The sequence below is a fragment of the Tenacibaculum sp. 190524A02b genome, from assembly GCF_964036645.1.
Lineage (GTDB): Bacteria > Bacteroidota > Bacteroidia > Flavobacteriales > Flavobacteriaceae > Polaribacter > Polaribacter vairaonense.
Genome location: NZ_OZ038525.1, coordinates 1,637,270 through 1,656,511, shown reverse-complemented (window position 1 = coordinate 1,656,511; position 19,242 = coordinate 1,637,270). Strand labels below are relative to the sequence as shown.

7 protein-coding genes are annotated in these 19,242 nt (G+C 30.9%); 4 read left to right on the top strand and 3 right to left on the bottom strand.

The window, feature by feature from the left end:
- Window positions 1-75: 75 nt before the first annotated feature.
- From ABNT65_RS06460 to ABNT65_RS06450, 3 genes are all read left to right on the top strand, one after another.
- Window positions 76-1,935 carry a DNA topoisomerase IV subunit B gene (locus tag ABNT65_RS06460; protein WP_348707325.1) on the top strand — a complete coding sequence of 620 codons (1,860 nt, stop codon included), beginning with the start codon at window positions 76-78 and terminating at the stop codon, window positions 1,933-1,935.
- Window positions 1,936-2,017: 82 nt separating this feature from the next.
- Window positions 2,018-4,735, top strand: a complete 2,718-nt coding sequence (locus tag ABNT65_RS06455) for a DNA gyrase/topoisomerase IV subunit A (protein WP_348740254.1) — start codon at window positions 2,018-2,020, stop codon at window positions 4,733-4,735.
- Complete coding sequence (locus ABNT65_RS06450; protein ID WP_348707323.1) at window positions 4,735-5,589, top strand: mechanosensitive ion channel family protein; 855 nt, start codon at window positions 4,735-4,737, stop codon at window positions 5,587-5,589. The genes ABNT65_RS06455 and ABNT65_RS06450 overlap by 1 nt, the downstream gene beginning before the upstream one ends.
- Before the next feature lie 687 nt (window positions 5,590-6,276).
- Here ABNT65_RS06450 and ABNT65_RS06445 read toward each other — a convergent pair.
- Window positions 6,277-15,939, bottom strand: a complete 9,663-nt coding sequence (locus ABNT65_RS06445) for an RHS repeat-associated core domain-containing protein (RefSeq protein ID WP_348747468.1) — start codon at window positions 15,937-15,939, stop codon at window positions 6,277-6,279.
- 824 nt (window positions 15,940-16,763) lie between these two features.
- Between ABNT65_RS06445 and ABNT65_RS20980 the strand changes: the two genes are divergently transcribed.
- A complete protein-coding gene (locus ABNT65_RS20980) occupies window positions 16,764-17,000 on the top strand; it encodes a transposase (protein ID WP_412766845.1) in 237 nt (78 codons plus the stop codon).
- A 347-nt stretch (window positions 17,001-17,347) separates the two neighbouring features.
- Here ABNT65_RS20980 and ABNT65_RS06440 read toward each other — a convergent pair whose 3' ends face one another.
- On the bottom strand, window positions 17,348-17,653 hold the full coding sequence (locus ABNT65_RS06440; protein ID WP_348702971.1) for a DUF6787 family protein: 306 nt from the start codon (window positions 17,651-17,653) through the stop codon (window positions 17,348-17,350).
- Window positions 17,654-17,720: 67 nt separating this feature from the next.
- Complete coding sequence (locus tag ABNT65_RS06435; protein ID WP_348747467.1) at window positions 17,721-19,241, bottom strand: glycosyl hydrolase; 1,521 nt, start codon at window positions 19,239-19,241, stop codon at window positions 17,721-17,723.
- Window position 19,242: the final 1 nt, after the last annotated feature.

The following is a 19,242-nucleotide window of genomic DNA, read 5'->3' as shown; positions in this document are numbered from 1 at the left end:
AACTAATTCAACAGAGTTTTTTATTTTTTGATGTTATATGTTATTTTAGCGAACACTTCAATTCACTCAATTTTTATGGCACAAGAAACAAAATATACCGAAGATAATATACGATCGCTCGACTGGAAGGAACATATCAGAATGCGCCCGGGGATGTATATCGGGAAGTTAGGAGATGGGTCATCACCAGATGATGGTATATATATACTTGTAAAAGAAGTTTTAGACAACTCTATTGATGAGTTTGTTATGGGAGGAGGAAAAACCATAGAAGTATCTGTACAAGGAAATAAAGTAATTGTAAGAGATTACGGACGTGGTATTCCGTTAGGAAAAGTAGTAGATGTGGTTTCTAAAATGAATACAGGAGGAAAGTATGATTCTAAAGCTTTTAAAAAATCTGTTGGATTAAATGGAGTTGGTACCAAAGCTGTAAATGCTTTGTCTACCTATTTTAGGGTAGAATCAACTAGAGATGGAAAGTCAGCTTCTGCCGAATTTGAAAAAGGAAACTTAACAAATCAAGATCTTTTAGAAGAAACTTCAAGAAGACGAGGAACTAAGGTAACTTTTGTTGCTGATGAAACCATTTTTAAAAACTATAAATACCGCCCAGAGTACATTATAAAGCTATTAAAAAACTATGTGTACCTAAACCCAGGGTTAACCATTGTTTTTAATGGAGAGAAGTTTTATTCAGAAAATGGATTAAAAGATTTATTAGAGGATAACAATAATGTAGAAGACATGTTGTACCCTATAATTCATCTTAGAGGTGATGATATTGAAATAGCAATGTCTCACAGTAAAACGCAATACTCAGAAGAATACCATTCTTTTGTAAACGGACAAAATACATCCCAAGGAGGTACGCACTTAGCAGCTTTTAGAGAAGCAGTTGTAAAAACTGTTCGTGAATATTACGGGAAAAACTTTGACGCATCAGATATACGTAAGTCAATTATTGGAGCGATATCCATAAAGGTAATGGAACCCGTTTTTGAAAGTCAAACAAAAACAAAGTTAGGTTCTACAGAAATGGGAGGAGACTTACCAACGGTTAGAACGTATATAAATGATTTTGTTAAAACGAAGTTAGATAATTACCTACATAAAAATACGGAAGTAGCCGAGAAGCTTCAAAAGAAAATATTACAAGCAGAAAAAGAAAGAAAGGAGTTATCAGGAATACGAAAATTAGCTAGAGATAGAGCTAAAAAAGCAAGTCTACACAATAAAAAATTAAGAGACTGCCGAATTCATTTTGCCGATACTAAAAAAGAAGGGTATTTAGATACTACATTATTTATAACGGAGGGAGATTCGGCTAGTGGATCTATTACCAAATCTAGAAATGTAAATACGCAAGCGGTATTTAGTTTAAAAGGAAAACCATTAAATTCTTATGGTTTAAGTAAAAAGATAGTGTATGAAAATGAAGAGTTTAATTTACTACAGGCAGCATTGAATATTGAAGATGGAATGGAAGGCTTACGTTACAATAATATTGTAATAGCAACCGATGCCGATGTAGATGGAATGCACATCCGATTGTTATTAATCACTTTCTTTTTACAATTCTTCCCTGAGGTTATTAAAGAAGGGCATTTATATATTTTAGAAACACCACTTTTTAGAGTGCGTAATAAAAAAGAAACTATTTATTGTTATTCAGAAGAAGAAAAACAACAAGCAATCAATAAATTAAAAGGAAAGCCAGAAATAACTCGATTTAAGGGACTAGGGGAGATTTCACCAAATGAATTTGTACATTTTATTGGAGATGATATTCGTTTAGACCCAGTAATGTTAGATAAACAAATGTCTATAGATCAAATGCTACAGTTTTATATGGGAAAAAATACTCCAGACAGACAGAAGTTTATTATTAATAACCTTAAGGTGGAGTTAGACTTGTTAGAAGATCAAAAATAAAATAGCTATAAAACGCTAAACGCTATCAATAAAAAAGTAAATCAATTAACATTTTTCGTTTACAGAAACAAAAGAAGCTTTTATGAGTGAAGACAACAACAATTACGAACATGATGAAGAGCTAAATCAAGAATCTACTGAAAATACAGAAACCATTACTAAGGTAACGGGAATGTATAAAGAATGGTTTTTAGATTACGCTTCGTATGTAATTTTAGAACGTGCGGTACCATCTATTGAAGATGGGTTTAAACCTGTACAGCGTCGTATAATGCATTCTATGAAAGATTTAGATGATGGACGTTACAATAAGGTAGCTAATATTGTAGGGCATACCATGCAGTATCATCCACACGGAGATGCTTCTATTGCGGATGCTATGGTACAAATGGGACAAAAAGAATTGTTAATAGATATGCAAGGTAACTGGGGAAATATCCTAACTGGTGATCGTGCAGCAGCGTCTCGTTATATTGAAGCACGATTGTCAAAGTTTGCATTAGATGTTGTTTTTAATGCTAAAACTACCGAATGGCAACTATCTTACGATGGTAGAAAAAAAGAACCAGTTAATCTGCCAGTAAAGTTTCCATTATTATTAGCACAGGGAGCAGAAGGTATTGCCGTTGGTTTGTCTACAAAAATATTGCCGCATAATTTTAACGAGTTAATTGATGCTTCTATTAAATATTTAAAAGGTAGAAGTTTTACCATTGTACCAGACTTTTTAACAGGAGGTGTGGCAGATTTTACTAATTATAGTGATGGTAAAAGAGGAGGAAAAGTAAGAGTTCGCGCTAAAATATCTCAGTTAGATAAAAAGACACTTGTAATTACAGAAATTCCTTTTGGAACCACTACCACTTCGTTAATTGATAGTATACTTAAAGCAAATGATAAAGGAAAAATCAAGATAAAAAGAATAGAAGATAATACAGCGGCTAATGTAGAGATATTAGTGCATTTACCACCAAATGTTTCGCCAGATAAAACCATAGATGCTTTATATGCATTTACCAATTGTGAAAACTCAATTTCACCACTGTGTTGTATTATTGAAGATAATAAGCCTGTTTTTATTGGGGTTTCTGAAGTTTTAAAAAAGTCAACAGATTTTACGGTAGAACTGTTAAAACAAGAATTAGAAATTCGTTTACACGAGTTAGAAGAACAGTGGCACTTCTCATCATTAGAGCGTATTTTTATTGAAAATAGAATTTACCGTGATATTGAAGAAGTAGAAACGTGGGAAGGTGTTATTGAGGCTATTGACAAAGGTTTAGCCCCACATGTTACACATTTGAAGAGAGCGGTTACTGAAGAAGATATTGTTAGATTGACAGAAATTCGAATAAAAAAGATATCTAAATTTGATATAGATAAAGCGAAGCAATTTATAGAAGGTTTAGAAGAACAAATTGCAGAAGTAAAACACAGCTTAGATAACTTGATAGACTTTGCTATTGATTATTATAAAAACCTAAAAACAAAGTACGGAAAAGGAAAAGAACGTAAAACAGAAATCAGAATATTTGATGATATTGTAGCTACAAAGGTAGTGATGCGTAATGCCAAACTATATGTTAACAGAGAAGAAGGTTTTGTAGGAACATCTTTAAAGAAAGATGAATATATTACAGATTGTGCAGATATAGATGATGTAATTGTGTTTAGAGACAATGGAACCATGATTGTAACCAAAGTTGCTTCTAAAACATTTGTAGGGAAAGGAATTATACACATTGCAGTCTTTAAAAAGAAAGACAAACGTACTGTTTATAATATGATGTATAAAGATGGTACTAAAGGTCCAAGTTATATGAAACGTTTTAATGTTACAAGTATAACTAGAGATAAAGAGTATGATTTAACGAATGGGAGTAAAGGTTCTAAAGTACTGTATTTTACTGCAAACCCAAATGGTGAAGCTGAGGTTGTCACTGTGTTATTAAGAGCAGTAGGAAGTATTAAAAAACTTAAATGGGATATTGATTTTGCAGATTTAGCGATAAAAAGTAGAAGTGCCAGAGGAAATCAAATTACCAAATATGCGATTAAAAAAATAGAGTTTAAAGAAGCAGGAGTTTCTACGTTAAAGCCAAGGAAAATTTGGTTTGATGATACTGTAAGGCGTCTAAATGTTGATGAGAGAGGTGAGTTATTAGGAGAATTTAGAGCAGAAGATAAAATACTGATAGCTACACAAAGTGGCAAAATAAAGGCTGTTACACCAGATTTAACAATGCATTTTGAAAATGATATGATTGTATTGGAAAAATGGAATCCTAAAAAGCCAATTTCAGCTATTTATTTTGACGGAAATAAAGAACGTTATTATGTTAAACGTTTTATAATAGATTCTGTAGATAAAGAAGAGCTGTTTATTTCTGAGCATGAAAAATCAAAATTAGAAATTATAGCTACAGATTATAGACCTATGGCTGAAGTAATTTTTTCAAAAAGAAGTTTAGAGAAAATCGAAGTCAATTTTGAAGAATTTATATCGGTAAAAGGAATTAAAGCGCTAGGGAATCAGTTGACTACGGAGAAAATAAGAACGGTTAATTTATTAGAGTCGTTACCTTATGAAGAACCAGAAGAAGAGAAAGTAGAGGATATAGAAGTTAATGAAGAAGAAGAAGTAACTGATGAGGCTTTACCTTTAGATATTGAAGAAACCAAACCTAAAGAGTTTGAAGAAAGTAAAGAGGATAAAGCTAAGAAGGCTTTAGAACGAGCGTTACAAAGAAAGAAAAAAGCTGCGGAAGAAGATGATGACAGTCAAACGGCATTATTTTAATGAAAAACCTATTTGCATACCGATTTGATTTAGATTCTTTTTTCGGAATTTTAGGATACGTATTCGTAGTAGTATTTGTTTCTTGGGTTATTTCAAGAATTATACGATACGTAATCGTATTGCTAATGAAACATAGACAGGTTGATAAATTTGGAAGGACTAGTATTCAGTTTTTTAGAAACTCTGTTAAGTTTTTTATAGGCGTTTTTGGAATTATTTATATTATAATGACGGTTCCACTTTTTAGAAGTAAGGCTACCTTAATTTTTTCTGGAGCTGGAATTTTAGCTGCTATTATTGGTTTTGCTGCTCAAGCAGCATTATCTAATTTAATTGCTGGAGCATTTATTGTCCTTTTTCGCCCGTTTAGGGTAGGGGATTATATAAAATTAGATGAGGCTAGAGTAGGAATTGTAGAAGATATTACTTTACGCCATACAGTAATAAATAATTTTGAAAATAAACGCCTTATCATACCAAATTCTGTCATTAGTACAGACTCTGTTTTAAATCACACTATTGAAGATTCTCATGTGCTGAGTTTTAATAATTTTAAAATAGGTTTAAAAGCAGATATTGATTTAGCTAGAAGAATTATTCAAGAAGAAGCAATCAAACAACCTAATGTTATAGATAATCGAACACCAGAACAAGTACTGAAATCTTCTCAGCAAGTAGATGTACGCGTAATAGATGTGCATACGGATTATATTCATATGCGTGCATATGTTTGGTTAAGTGAGCCTTTTTTAGAATTTAGAACAAAATGTGCCTTAAAAGAAGCAGTACATAAACGTTTTTTAAAAGAAGGTGTGGACTTACCAATACCTATGCATAAGGTAATTAGGGTGTAATTTTATTGGGATATAAAATTTATAGAAAAAAACAGTCTAGAAATTAAACTATCATGGGCTGAAGATCGATGGGTTTTGGTTTAGTTTAAAAGCGACTAAAGCTTAATCAACAACAGTAAAGTCTACATCTTCTTTCTCATTGTTGAGCTATCATGCTTTGAATTATAAAAACCATCAAGTACTTGCAAATACTTAACGGTTTTATTATCTGAGTAAGACTTTTTCAGTGGCCTCGGAGCTTCGGTTAAATTTTTTTAAACTCCCTAGTATATTTTCTTTAATTATAGGTAGTCTAAATAACAATAAATACGATAGTGTAAAATTATATTTTCAAGATGAATCTGGATACGGGTTAAAGACATTTGTTGGGAAGTATTTATCTATTGTTGGCTAAAACCCTATAGTGGACTATCAACATAAATTTTCAAACACCTATTGACGGTGAAAGTTTTGTCTAGGGAATTAATGGAGTAGATACTATACTATTTGAAGCTTTTTTAATCACAAGCCTAGAGAGTACAAGATTGTTATCATTGATAATGCCTCTTTTCATTCAACAAAATATAAATAAAAATAGTGTTTTTTGAGGTAGAATAATATTAGTTTTTTAATTAAAAAACACCTCAAAATTTTACTTTTGAGGTGTTTATAATTCTTTAAAAAAAGTTAATTAATAAGTGTCTAAAACTACTGTCCTATAGAAGGATCAAACATTCCATCTACACCACTCATCTTATAAAATTTAATCTTAGGATATTTAGATTCAAATTGGCTAATTACCCCTTTACATGAATCACAGTATGGTAATTCTGAAGTTAACTGAATACTACCAGAACCGATAACTCTACCAGCTTCAATTTCTGTATTCAAATGCTCTAATAATTTTACTTCTGTATCAAATGCTCTACTTGTTCCATTAACTATCGAGGTTTGAAACGCTCTAGAAGTAGGGTTAGGAACAACATTTTTCATATTAGTGGCTACTTCGCTACTAATAGAGTTAAATTGGATTTCTTTTCCGCCTAAATTTCCTTCTAAGTAAGCACCATTTCTAGCTCTTTTAGAATCTTCTTTTAAATCATTCTCAAGGTATTTTAAACGTTTGATGCGTTGTCCTTCATAATTTTGAAAATTATTTATCTTAGCTTCCACTTTCTCACGTTCTGCAGCAGCTATTCTTGCTTTTTCTGCTGCTTTTGCTGCTTTTGCTGCTTTTGCTGCTGCTTTCTTTTCAGCTTTAGTAAGTTGTCCACCAACAGCTCCTTCTGCTTCCGCAGCAGCTCCACCAGTAGGCATTTTTCCGTCTAGATCCACAAGATTAATAGGGTTATTGCTAGTGTAAGTATATGGAGAATAATTGATGTGTTTAGGATCAGGGCTTAAGAATATTTTCTTAACAGGATGGTATAATCTAGCTTTGAAGTTATACAATCCAGTAGCTTGATCGTATTCTTGCCCAGTATATAAATAGGTTCCTAATTTGTGTTTCACCTCCGTTCCTTGATGGTTTGAGTATAAAATTTCACCAAAAGGGGTGTATTTATAGGTTTCTTCTACAATTCCTTCAGTAGCATTAACTACATTACGTAAACTACTTTGATAATCACGTACAAAGAAATAGGTTTTACCCTTGTAAAGCATAGCTATAGGAGCATACTGAGCCCCATAAATATACGTTTTATCCCATGAGGTATTATCTACATTATCCGTAAGTTTTTCAAATAAAGGTAAATTACGAGTTCCAAAAATATAGGTTAAGGTATCGTCAATACTAAGCCCATGTTTAGAAGTGTATTTACGTGTTTTTTGGACTCTTTTATTGTTCGCATCGTATAAGAACTTCACCTGATTTTGCCCATCAAATACTTTATGAGTTTTACGAGTAAAGATATCGTAGTCTAATTGGGTATTCAACCCTAAAGGAGTTTGTCCAATTTTAGTGTATAACCCAATTTTACTAGCAGCCTCGGTAGGGCTTTGTAACTTATTAGTACCTTGTTGGTAAGTAAAGTTATTAGTCCTTCCAAATACACTAGATGATTGAGAGGTTAAATTACCATTGGTGTCGTAATCAAATTGAAATCTATCAATACCAGTTCCATGTCTCTCAGCAAGAGTTAACCTATATTGATTATCATAGGTGTATTCATACCTATCAATAGGCTGTCCTTCTTGCTGTTCTGTTTTACGCATAATCATTCCTTGGTGATAATTACCGTCTACTGTATATTCAAGATTTTCCTTAAATAGGGTTTGAGCACCATTGAATTCAGTATTAGATTCAGCCACATGTTCTTGTAAGGTGTATTTCTGGGTTGTATTTAATACACCGCTTCCATGAATGGTTTGGTTAATTTTACCATTGGTACCATATCCATATTTAGCATAGGCAAACGGATTAGCATCTGTTCCTACACCATACAACCTACCATTTTGATCATAGTTATAAACTACAGAAGTACCATTAGGATATACAATGTCTTTAATTTTGCCATCATGATTATAATGATATCGAACAAGTCCTTGTAAATCGCCGTTAATATAAGTAGCTTTTGTGGCCACTTGACCTCTAAGGTTATATGTATACTTATTTTCTACTTGCTTATCATTGATTAGACGTGAGGTATGTGTAATTTTCCCGTTAGATTTGTCTACTTTATTTTCAAAGCTATCATATTGCCAAGTTTTATGAATAGTTTGTTTAATATCTGCTAACCATTCTGGTACATTGGCAAGGAAGCTCATTTCTTGTTGATCAAAGTTGCCAGGGACAGTGATTATTCCAGCTTCAATAGGTCGGTTAATAGGATCATATTTAATGTAATTCCATTTTATATTTGGTTTAAGCTTAGAGAAGTTGTGAGTAGAAGAAAACACGGTTAAACCTTTATTGTTTTTTATTGTATAATTTTTGCCTTCATCTACGGTATTTGTATAGGCTTGATCTCCTATTAAATCTATATTAACACGTGTGTTTTTATATTGATTTGGAGCGTTATTAGTATGTGAAAGAGGCAACCTCCTTTTTACGGTTTTATTACCATTTGTATCATACTTATAAGTATAACTGCTAATCGAGTTTCCGTTTTGCATGGCTGTAGCTCTTCCAAATAAATCTTTAACAGCAGCTTTATCATTATTACGAATCTCAGTAGAAGAAGTTTTAAACTTTAGTTTATTAGTATTACTAATACCAATAGCATTTTCCAGAGAAGCACCTAAAGCGTCTTGATAACCAGTTCTTTTAGTGTTTTCAGTGTCTTTGTTGTTAACACCAGGCATAGTAGTTGCGATGACTCTTTGTAGAGGATCATTGCTGTATTTAGTTTGTGTAAATAACCTACTGATATCAAGATGATTCTTTATTTTGTAATCATGATTGTTTTGTTGGCTAAATGTCTCATAAAGTGATACGAAATTTCCTTGCAAATTTCCATTTAACTCATTGAATTTAACAAAATTTTGCTCATAATTCAAATTAGTAATTGGAGTATAAAGGGGTTTTGTTTTTAACATAGGTTTTCCCCATCCATTGTATAGGGTGGCTTGTGTGATTTTACCAGTTATCTGATTATCAATGTTGTTTTGCCAGTATTGATGTTGTATGTTTCTTGCTATTCCATCTTTATAAATAATATTAACAACTGGTTTTTTACCTATTAATAAATTAGATACTGTACCACGAATTTGGACATTATTGTTATTTGTTTTGTTTAAATATGCTTTAACTTGTCCGTTAACATACACATATAACCCTCCATGCTTTTGTAATACAAGAATATTTTTATGCTGTTTAATGTCAGAACTTTTGCCATTAGCACTAATTATATTCCCGACCTTAATAATACGTTGATTTCCTTTTATTAGTCTAAAGTTTTCATCGGCTGTAAAAGATATGGCAAACTCATCGGATAAATCAGTTACAGGTATATTGGTAATGTTTGATGCATCTCCTAAATAAGTTGTTTTACCTTGAAAGTGTATCCCAATATTTGTGTTAGGAGAATTTATACTATATTCTCCATTATTCTCAACAAATCTACTATACCCGTGATGTGTGAAGTCCATAGTTCTTCCTGTATTATCTATGGAAGCTATATGTTGCTGTGCATTATCTAATATATTCGTAGTGGTTACTCCATTATTAGTTGTTTTATGGGATAACATGTCATTATCATCCCAGGTATAAGTAGTAACAGAGGTTCCTATTGGTCTTATAAGAACATCATCTACAAGTAGGTTGTTGCCAAATAATATAGAAGGCTCTTCACCATAATTTAATAATACTTCAATATATTTCCACTCACTTGTAGCATGAAATATATTTTCACTAGTACTACTATTTTCTATGGTACTACTATTTCCTATTTTAAGTTCATTATTATAGGGTGTATTATTTTGAGAAAATTTCTCTTTTATCCATAGAGATACTAAATAACTATTTTTTTTAGATAAAAAGTTAAATGTCTCTTTAGCCTTAAATTTGTTAGAAGAATATGATATACTTTTGTTACCAGTATGTGCATCTTTATAAAGGCTTCCTTTGAAAGTATGATTGTTTCCGTTTTCAAAATTGAAATAACGAGCTTCTTTAGTTGTAGCATGTACATCTACTCCTTTAAATTTAGCAATAGGCTTTTTATTTTTTGGATGTAGAATTATACTACTAAAAGTATTATTAGTATTGTACCAACTTACAGGAATTCCTGTAGTTTTATCTCTAGTATCAATTGTTTTGTTTCGAATCCAATTTACAGCATAGTTTTTTGATGCTTTTCTTGAAATTCTTTTAGCTTTTTTAGCAAAAGAGATAGCATTGGTATGATGCCCAGTCAACCTTTCAAATATAACTTTATGACTTCTATGATTATCTTTAATATTCTCAATAGTATTTCTTATTCTATCGTGAAAATTAGTTTCCAGATTATCAGGAGTTACATTTGTTTGGGCAAGTAAATTTAAATGCTGTTTTAAGTTATTTAAAATCTTTTGATAATTATCAAAGTTTATATTAGCTAAATCAAGTTTAGCTGTATTATGTTTATTGTGGCTATAATTTTCAATTCCGCCATCAAAGGCCTTAAAACTATTAAGTAAAGGTGATTCTTTATCAACTTTAAAAGTATTATAGGTATCTCTTTCGTTTTTTAAAGCTAATTGAATGTTTTTAAGTAGAGGCTTTAAATCATTGTTATTGTTAACTAATCCAAGTAATGATTCACGTTTTTTATCAATATCTATTTGATCTTGTCTAATATCTCTCTCTAATTGAGTAATTGCATTACGAAGACTATTGATTGCTTCTTTAGCTCTATTTATTTTAGGTTTATTAACCCCATAAGCAATACCATACCCAATAGGACCTCCAACCCATCCAATATCAATTAAATTTTCATATTTATGAATATCACGATATTTTTGATTAATTTGATTAATTTTATCGTTTATTTGATTACGAGAAACTTTTTGGTCATTTCTAAGTGAGTTAATGTCTGAGGTTAACTTGTTTTCTTCAGCTTTGTTTTGAGCTAAACTTTGTTTATAAAAGTCAATGTTTTTAGCTAAGTCTAATAAGTCGTCATGAAGTTGCTCTATATTATCTTGAATCTCATGTTCTTTATGATGCGCGTTATATGCCGCTCTTTCAGTACCATAATAATCTCCAATAGCCGCATGGTATTTTTCTGCTTTTTTATCGTAATTTTTTATTAAAGTAGCCTGATTATTAATATTACTGGTTATTTTTCCAATAATGTTTTCAGGTAATGCATTAGGAGTAAGTCCGTTTGCATTAGCTAGGGTATAGAAGTCTTTCGGTGCATGAATATCTTTATTATTAATCCTAAAGCTTTCATAAGCAACTACATTCCCTCCAGTTATTTTCTCAGGATCATTTCCTTGTTTAACTGTATTAATAGTGCTAAAAGGCTCTTGAATACGATTTACTTTTCTTAAATCATCATAATGTTCAAAAGCATAGGTATGATATTGATTATGTTCTTCAGTAGTGCCTTGCGTAGTATATCCTTTAGAAGAATTTTTACGAGTAATTAAACTATGCTTTGCAAATTCAAACTCTGAAGTAGTAACATTAGCTACACCATCTACAGTGTTTACTTTTTTTATAGGGCGAGATAAATAGATTCTGTTTTCTTGTAAATGTGTTCCGTTTACAGGGTGCCTTAAATCTTCTTCCCATACATGATAATACGTATGGTTGCTAGCTACTACTTTTTGATTGGTATTGTAAGTTAAGGTAGTATAAGGATGTCCATATAAAGTGGTAATATTACCATTGGTATAATTTTGAGAGTCATCATTGTGAATACTTTCAAAAGTAACAAGTGTATTATCCTGTAACTTTAGGTCATTACTTTTAGTAGGGTATCCTTTTCTATGATCTTTTCCATAGGTATTATATCTATTGTAAAAATAATGTTCAATATATCCACCATCAGTGGTTGTTAAATCAATATCGGTATTTATTTTAATATCTTTGCTAGTAGGTATATCAGTTACTTTACCATATAAGGTAAGATGTGAATTAGCATCATAAGCAGCGGAGTTAGCATCGTATAAATAATGATGAGCACTTAACTTTTCACTTCCTTGTTTTATGGTTACTTTGGTAATAGGGTAATCATACAGTTCATTGTCTAAATCTAAACCAGCAATTTTATGTAATATTACTTGAGTAGCATCCTTATAAGCAGGTCTATTACTTCTGGCTCTTTCTTCAGCAGTACTTCCAATTAAAGGTTTGAATTGTTCGGTATAGGCATTCTTTTGTACAAAACCTTTATTGGTAATAGGTCCGTAACTAACATAAGCACTCCCACCAATAGTAGTACTTAAAGAATCCTGATGTACAGTAAGGTTACTGTTTTCTATAGTTTTTGTATCATAAACTTTACCATTACCTAGTAGCTTAATATGATTCTCAATACCATGCGAAGTTTTAAGTGTGTATGGAACAAAATTACTAACAATATTATTAGTTCCTCCTACAACACTAGCATTATCAGCATCAAAAATGTCATTAGAAACTCGTTCCCATTGTCCTGTAGGACTTCTGTGAAAAAGTTTTCCATTTACAGAAATGTAATTATTAGCAATAGAAGTACTCTTATGGTTGGTTCCCATAATATCTTTTACTAGTTCTTTAGCTACAGGCTCTATTATCATTGTAGCATTTTGTATAATATTAGAAGCACTATTAATAAACTTTATGGTTTCTTCCGCTAATTCTAAAGCTTCTCCTAATCCAGGAAGTACTAAGGTAACTACTTGTATAACAATGTTTACAATTTCAACAGATACAGTAATAGCTTCATCTACAAATTCAGGAGCCGCAATTTGTTCTTGAGAAGCCTTGTTAATTAAAGTCCAGTCATTAGTATTAGGGTCGTATTGATAAAATTGAGGCGTTTTAAAAGCTTTGTCATCGCTTTCTGTTAAAGTGCTTACCACATCATTTGCAAACCCACTTGTATAGTAAGGAGAAGAGAATTGTTTACCTAAAAACTGGTTTCCATCATAACGAAAGGCATAATTTTTACCATCTTCAGGATCCAATGCATTATTAGAGCCTACTAATAAGTTATGTGCTTTTCCAATTTTATTAATTACATTACCTACCACAAAGCTTTCCACACCAGTTTGTCCAGCAGCAGCATGCAGAAACTCTAGGTTAATGTTTTCAAAATTTTCATCCCATGTAATCCCATAGGTCATGTTAATTTTTTTCATATCAGGAACAAAACTACTGATTAGGTTTCCAATCAAAGGAATGTCGCTTGCGTCAGGAATATTTTCGTCAAGGTTATCATAGGTTTGTAAAACAGCAAAACTATTCCCCATTTTAATATCTAACTTACCATCACGCCCCATAATAGCAGATAATTTTTCAGCCATAGCATTATGAAGGTTAATAGTTTTAGCTGCCGCTGCTTTTTTGTTAATTTGTTGTCCATTAGTTGTCCAATTCCTATTTTCATCATGATGGAAAATGGTGATTTCTGCATTGGTACCTTGTGAGTCTGTAACTACGGCTAAAATCATATTGTTCTTGGCAGTAATAGCAGAACGATGGTCTAATCTGTTTTCTTCATTTTCAGGTGCATTAAATACCCCATCAAAAGCATTTTCTAAAGCATCCTTGCCTTGTTTAAAAGCAATGGTATTGTTAAAGTTGGCATTTAGTTTAGTCATTTCAATATTCCAAACTAAACCGTCCCAAGTATAGATGTAAAGAAAATCCGTAAGCTCATCTAATAAAGCAACAAAGTTTGTTCCTGACTCAAAAGAGAAGAATTTACTGGTAAGGTTAGCTCTTTTAGAAATGTTATTCCAAGTACCAGGTACTAGTTTGTTTTTTTGAATAATGTTTACTTCAGAACCTCCGAAAGAAGTAGTTAAAGCAAAGAAGTCATCTTGTAAAACAACATGGTATTGTTTTCTTGGGTTGTTAGCTGCATCTTTTTGACGAGCTTCATACAGTTTTTTTTGGTCTACAATAAATTTCTCCTCCTTATTACCGAAAATTTCAATGGCTAAACCAACTAATTCTTCTGCTTCTTTTTCAATAGAAGCGGCAATATCTAGTACTATATCTTCTATTAATTTAGCTTCTCCTTCAAACCAATCTTTAATAGCTTTACCTACTTTTCCATGTGCTAAATCATCACCGGTTCTATATAAAGTTTTTCCCATGTCAGAAAACCCATCATTTAACGCATTCATAATGCCTTTTAAACCTTGTCCTCCAGGTGTTTGTTCCAAAGCGTCAAATAATTTTCCTTTGGCTTGTTTAAGTATACTTTTTGAGTATTGATCTTTAGCTGGATATTTATCATAAAAATAGCCGTTAAAAGGACCTAAATCTTGTTCGTTCCAACGATCTCCAATCCATTGGTATACTTTTACATGACTTTTTCGTTGAGTTAAATCCTGCGATTCAAAAATAGCTACTACATAATCATTTCCATAAAATAATTCAGGAGCACTCCAACGAGAAGTCACTTCATATTTATCATTAAAAGGTGCTTTAGGAAAAGTAATAGGTAAGGTTTTACTAGCTCCTTTTATTTTTTGTTTTCCATATTGAAAGGCATAGCTAACACCTTCAGGCATGTTTTCTTGCTTAATAGCTCCAAATAGTGCTCCGTTAGTAGCATTGTATAATTGAGTTTCTGCTTTAGTAAGCCCAGCTTTTACGCCATCAGTAGTATTGGTTCCAAAATAATCAAAAGTTTTAGCAGGCATATAAGGATCATCCTTAGCATCTAGATAATGAACACCTTTTAACAGTCTTTTTTGTAGTTCTGTACCTTTGTTTAAAAAGGTATATTCAAGGTTTATTTTTTTTATCTGTTGGTCTTTTCTGTTCTTAAGTGTAATCACACTTAGGTATCTATCTTCATAACGTTCTTGGTAGGCATCTCTATCGTTATCAGTACCCGATTCTCCATTTTCAGTATGTGGATCACTATATTCAAAAGCCTCCTTTTTTTGATAACTATAGTTTAATGTTTTACCACGAAGCCCTTCTACTTTAGCTAAATAAGAAGCACGTGTATGAGTTCTACCACTACGCCCAACATTTTCACTAGTAGTTTGGTAAAAAAACTTTACTTGTTCTCCATAAATATCTTCAATAGCTGAAAGATTATAGGATATAGGGAATTTAGTTTGATTGGTAGGATCTACTGAACTACCAATCCAGTTTCCCCATTTTACATTGTATTCATTACTATTAGCATGGTGTTGAGTAAACGAACCATCCCCATAAATGTAAATTTGCCCATCAGGCATAAATAAACGCCATTGCTTATTGGTAGTATGGTATTTTACAATCCAATTGTGCTTTTTAGCAATTCTATAAGTTTTTTCGTTATTGCTTTGTTCTATAAAAAGAAGCGGATAGGTGGCTCCTTGATTGTAAAGTAAATATTTATCATCTTCTAAAGTACCAGTTTGTTGGGTTAATCGTATGATTCTGTTTTCAGGGTATTCCCAACCTAGTCCTAAAGTACCTTGTTTTTGTGAACGATTCCAGGTAGCAGCCTTTTGTGCTACTCCTTCACTGTTATAGGAAATAGTTGCTTGGTAGCCTTCTACAGCTAATAAAGATTCTTGTAAAGTAACATTACCAGTACCTAAATCTAATTGATTTACAGGTAATGCTCCTGTTTTTTGTTGTAATGTTTGTTGTGAGGTAAGCATCTGTTTTTGTGCATATGCATTAGCATAGGAGGCAGGTGCATTACCTAAAAAGATGAGCAACGAAAGAGCAAAGGCTCCCCATCTTCTTAAAGTTTCTTTGTTTTTAATTAGGTTATTGTTTTTCATGAAATTATTTGTTTTTGCTTAAATAAAAGTTTACTATGTTTTTTTTTTGTTTTAATTTATAATTGATTAACAGTTTTTATAAACAATTAATAAAAGGTAAACCCTACTTTTAACTTTTTATATAGAGTTAAAGAAAAATGTAAGTGTTAAGGAGAGTTGTTTTTAAAGGTTTGTAAATTAGTGCTTTGTGAAGGTTTGTTAATTTTTGTAAAAATAAGATTGAAAATGCAGTGTAATGGAAAGTGTTTTGTACGAAGTATGTTGATGTTGTTGACTGTAACGAATATATTGAAGTTAATAAAAGTTATAGTTTGAGGGTGAGGTGTTTAATAAGGGGAGAGAGGCAAGTAAGTGTTTGCATTCTAATCTATTTTTACATAATAACTTTATATTGAAATAAAGCCTATTTATACTTTAAGTTTGTAAAGAATTAGGAAAATAAATGAAAAGAGTATGAAGTAAATTAATTTTGCTCTTTTAAAATAGGAAGTTAAATCATGTAGAGTGTCTTAGATTATTTAGTAACGAAAGAGCAAAGGCTCCCCATCTTCTTAAAGTTTCTTTGTTTTTAATTAGGTTATTGTTTTTCATGAAATTGTTTTTTTTGTTTAAAAAAGTTTGCTATGTTTCTTTTTTTTGTTATAATTTATTAACAGTTTTTGTAAACAATTAATAAAAGGTAAATCCTACTTTTAATTTCAAATTCGGGAAATGGGAGAAAATCCCTCGCCTTTAGGCGAAGACTTTAGTTTGATTATCTTTATTTTATGCAACGTTATCGAAAAACATCTCATACGGGTTTATGATATTAAATATCATTTAGTTTGGATAACAAAATATTGAAAAAAGATACTGAAAGGAGAGTTCGCGAATTGATACGAGAAGTGTGTAAAGTAAATGAAGTAGAAACAATAAAAGGATATGTATCCATTGATCATGTGCACTTATTTGTTTCTGTTCCATCTCATATTTCAGTAAGTAAACTGATGCAATATATAAAGGAAAAATTATTATTTTTTCTATATAAAAAAAGGTTCCCTTTTACAAGAACCTTTTTATAACCTACTACTATATACTATGTTTGATAACTATCCAAACACACTGCAATTTAAGATGATATAATTAACGGTACAATAAGTAAAAACCCTAGAGTATAACTACGTAAGAACCCTATTTTTTATACTCATTAACCCTAGTTTTAAAAATAAAATATTTTTAATGTTTTGATTGTTAGTTTTTTATGTGTTGTTTGGAGTAGGTGTTTTAGCTTTTAAATAAAATAATTGAAGATAAAAAAACACTTGAAATATGTAAATAAGGTAAAATAGTATAGCTAATAAAAGAGCTAAGGTTAATTATGGTAAAGCGAGTTATAGTGAGGTAATCAATAGCCTATAGGTAAATAGAGTTATTTTTTAAAAAGAAACCCAAAACCAAGACGACTAAGAAATTTTTTTTCAAATTCCCAGAAGAATTTAAATTGACCAAAAAGCCAACCAACAATAGGAAGTGTTGTTTGATAAATAGGAAAAATAAGTAAAATACGTAAAGGCCAATAAATCCAAGGAGACATAGTTTCAGGTGAAAGCCCAAAATAAGCTGTAATTGGTTTAGCAACCCAAGCAGCAAAAGAACCATTAATAGCAAAAACAATTAATATGGCAACTATATCTAAGTTGTTATTGATTCCCCAACGTTGTTTTAATTTTTCCATGGCGCAAAAGTATATAAAAGAAAAAAAGCGTACAAGTATTTAGTTTTGCTTCTTTTAACAAATTAATTTAATCTGGAATATTGGTTATGTATTTAGTTGCTTGCTTAAACTTTCCTTTCACATTAATAAACCCATAATTTTTTTGAGGACCAATTTTATACGGAAGTCGCCCAAAAATAGCACTATCAATATGTGGAAAATCATAAAGTGTCCAACTGACAAAGTGTTCAACGTTAAGTTCTTTAAAATATTGTTGCATTTTTTTATGATAGTTAGCTTGTTTTTTTTCAGAATGACTAAATAAGTTAAAAATACTGTTATAAGAATGTTTACCAAATTCTTGTACAACAATAGGTTTATATACTTTTTCTTTTAACTTAGTATAGTCAGTTTTGAACTCTTTTAACTTTTTGTAAAAATGAAAAGAGATAATATCAACTTTATCATTTAATAAATAGGCAGAATCTGCATTACCCCATCCAATGGTAATGGGAGTATTTGGATCATAATAACGTACTCTTTCTACGATAAAGCTTAACCAGTTGATTACTTTGTGTTTTGAATGAATTTTAAAATCTAAATTAGGTTCGTTTTTTATATCATATTGTAAAATAGCTGGGTGCTTTTTAATTTTTTTAATAATACTTTCTACATGTCTATCACAAAGAGTGTAATCTAAAACTTGGTAATTACTATAAAAGTCAAAAAAAGTAATAATAACTTTTAAGTTTAGATTATGGGCAATATTAAGTGTTGTTATCAAATGTTTGAGTTTTTGAGGAGCTACTTTTTCTTTACCAAAAACTTCATAAGGAATAAATATTCGAACAGTATTTAATTTTAAATCTTTAATTATTTTTAAATCTTTTTGTACAACAAGACTATCATATTTATGCCAAAAATCAAACCAAGGCGTGTTTTGTGGGTAATAATTAATCCCTTTAATTTTAAAATTAATTTTTTTTAATTGAGTTTTTGGTTGTTCGGTTTTATATACACTATCACTAACGATATGTCTAATTCTCCAAAAGCCATCTTCTAATAATAAAACAGCTTTATAGTTTTTAGTAGTTTCTTGTTGGTAATAGAGTTTCTGATTTTGATAAAAAAAAGTTTTTTCCTGAACAGCTTTATCATTTAAATAAACAACTTGTCCATCTTCCGAAAAAAAGTCAATGTTAATATTGTGTTGAATAGAGGTAGAATGAATATTTATAGAATCACGGCTATTATTTGTAATAATTTTTTGAATTTTTACTTGAGCAGAATCGGTATAAAAATCCTCAATAGCTTTATGGTTATTGTTTTGTAGTGCATATTTTCTTACATACCAACTTTTAATATAATCATTATGTATATCCTTTATATTTTCTTTATTGAGTTTTCTTCCTCTAGTATTGGTTGCTTTAATAGTAGTTTTAGGTATATAATAGGTGTTTTCTTTGAGGTTAATATGTAATAATTTACTTCTGTCAGCACCCGAGTTGAATTCATAATAAATTTTAGAAATTAAACTAATGAAGCCTAAGTTCACTGTTATAAACAATAGGATAATAAGTACTTGTTTTATTAATTGATGTTTTTTCATA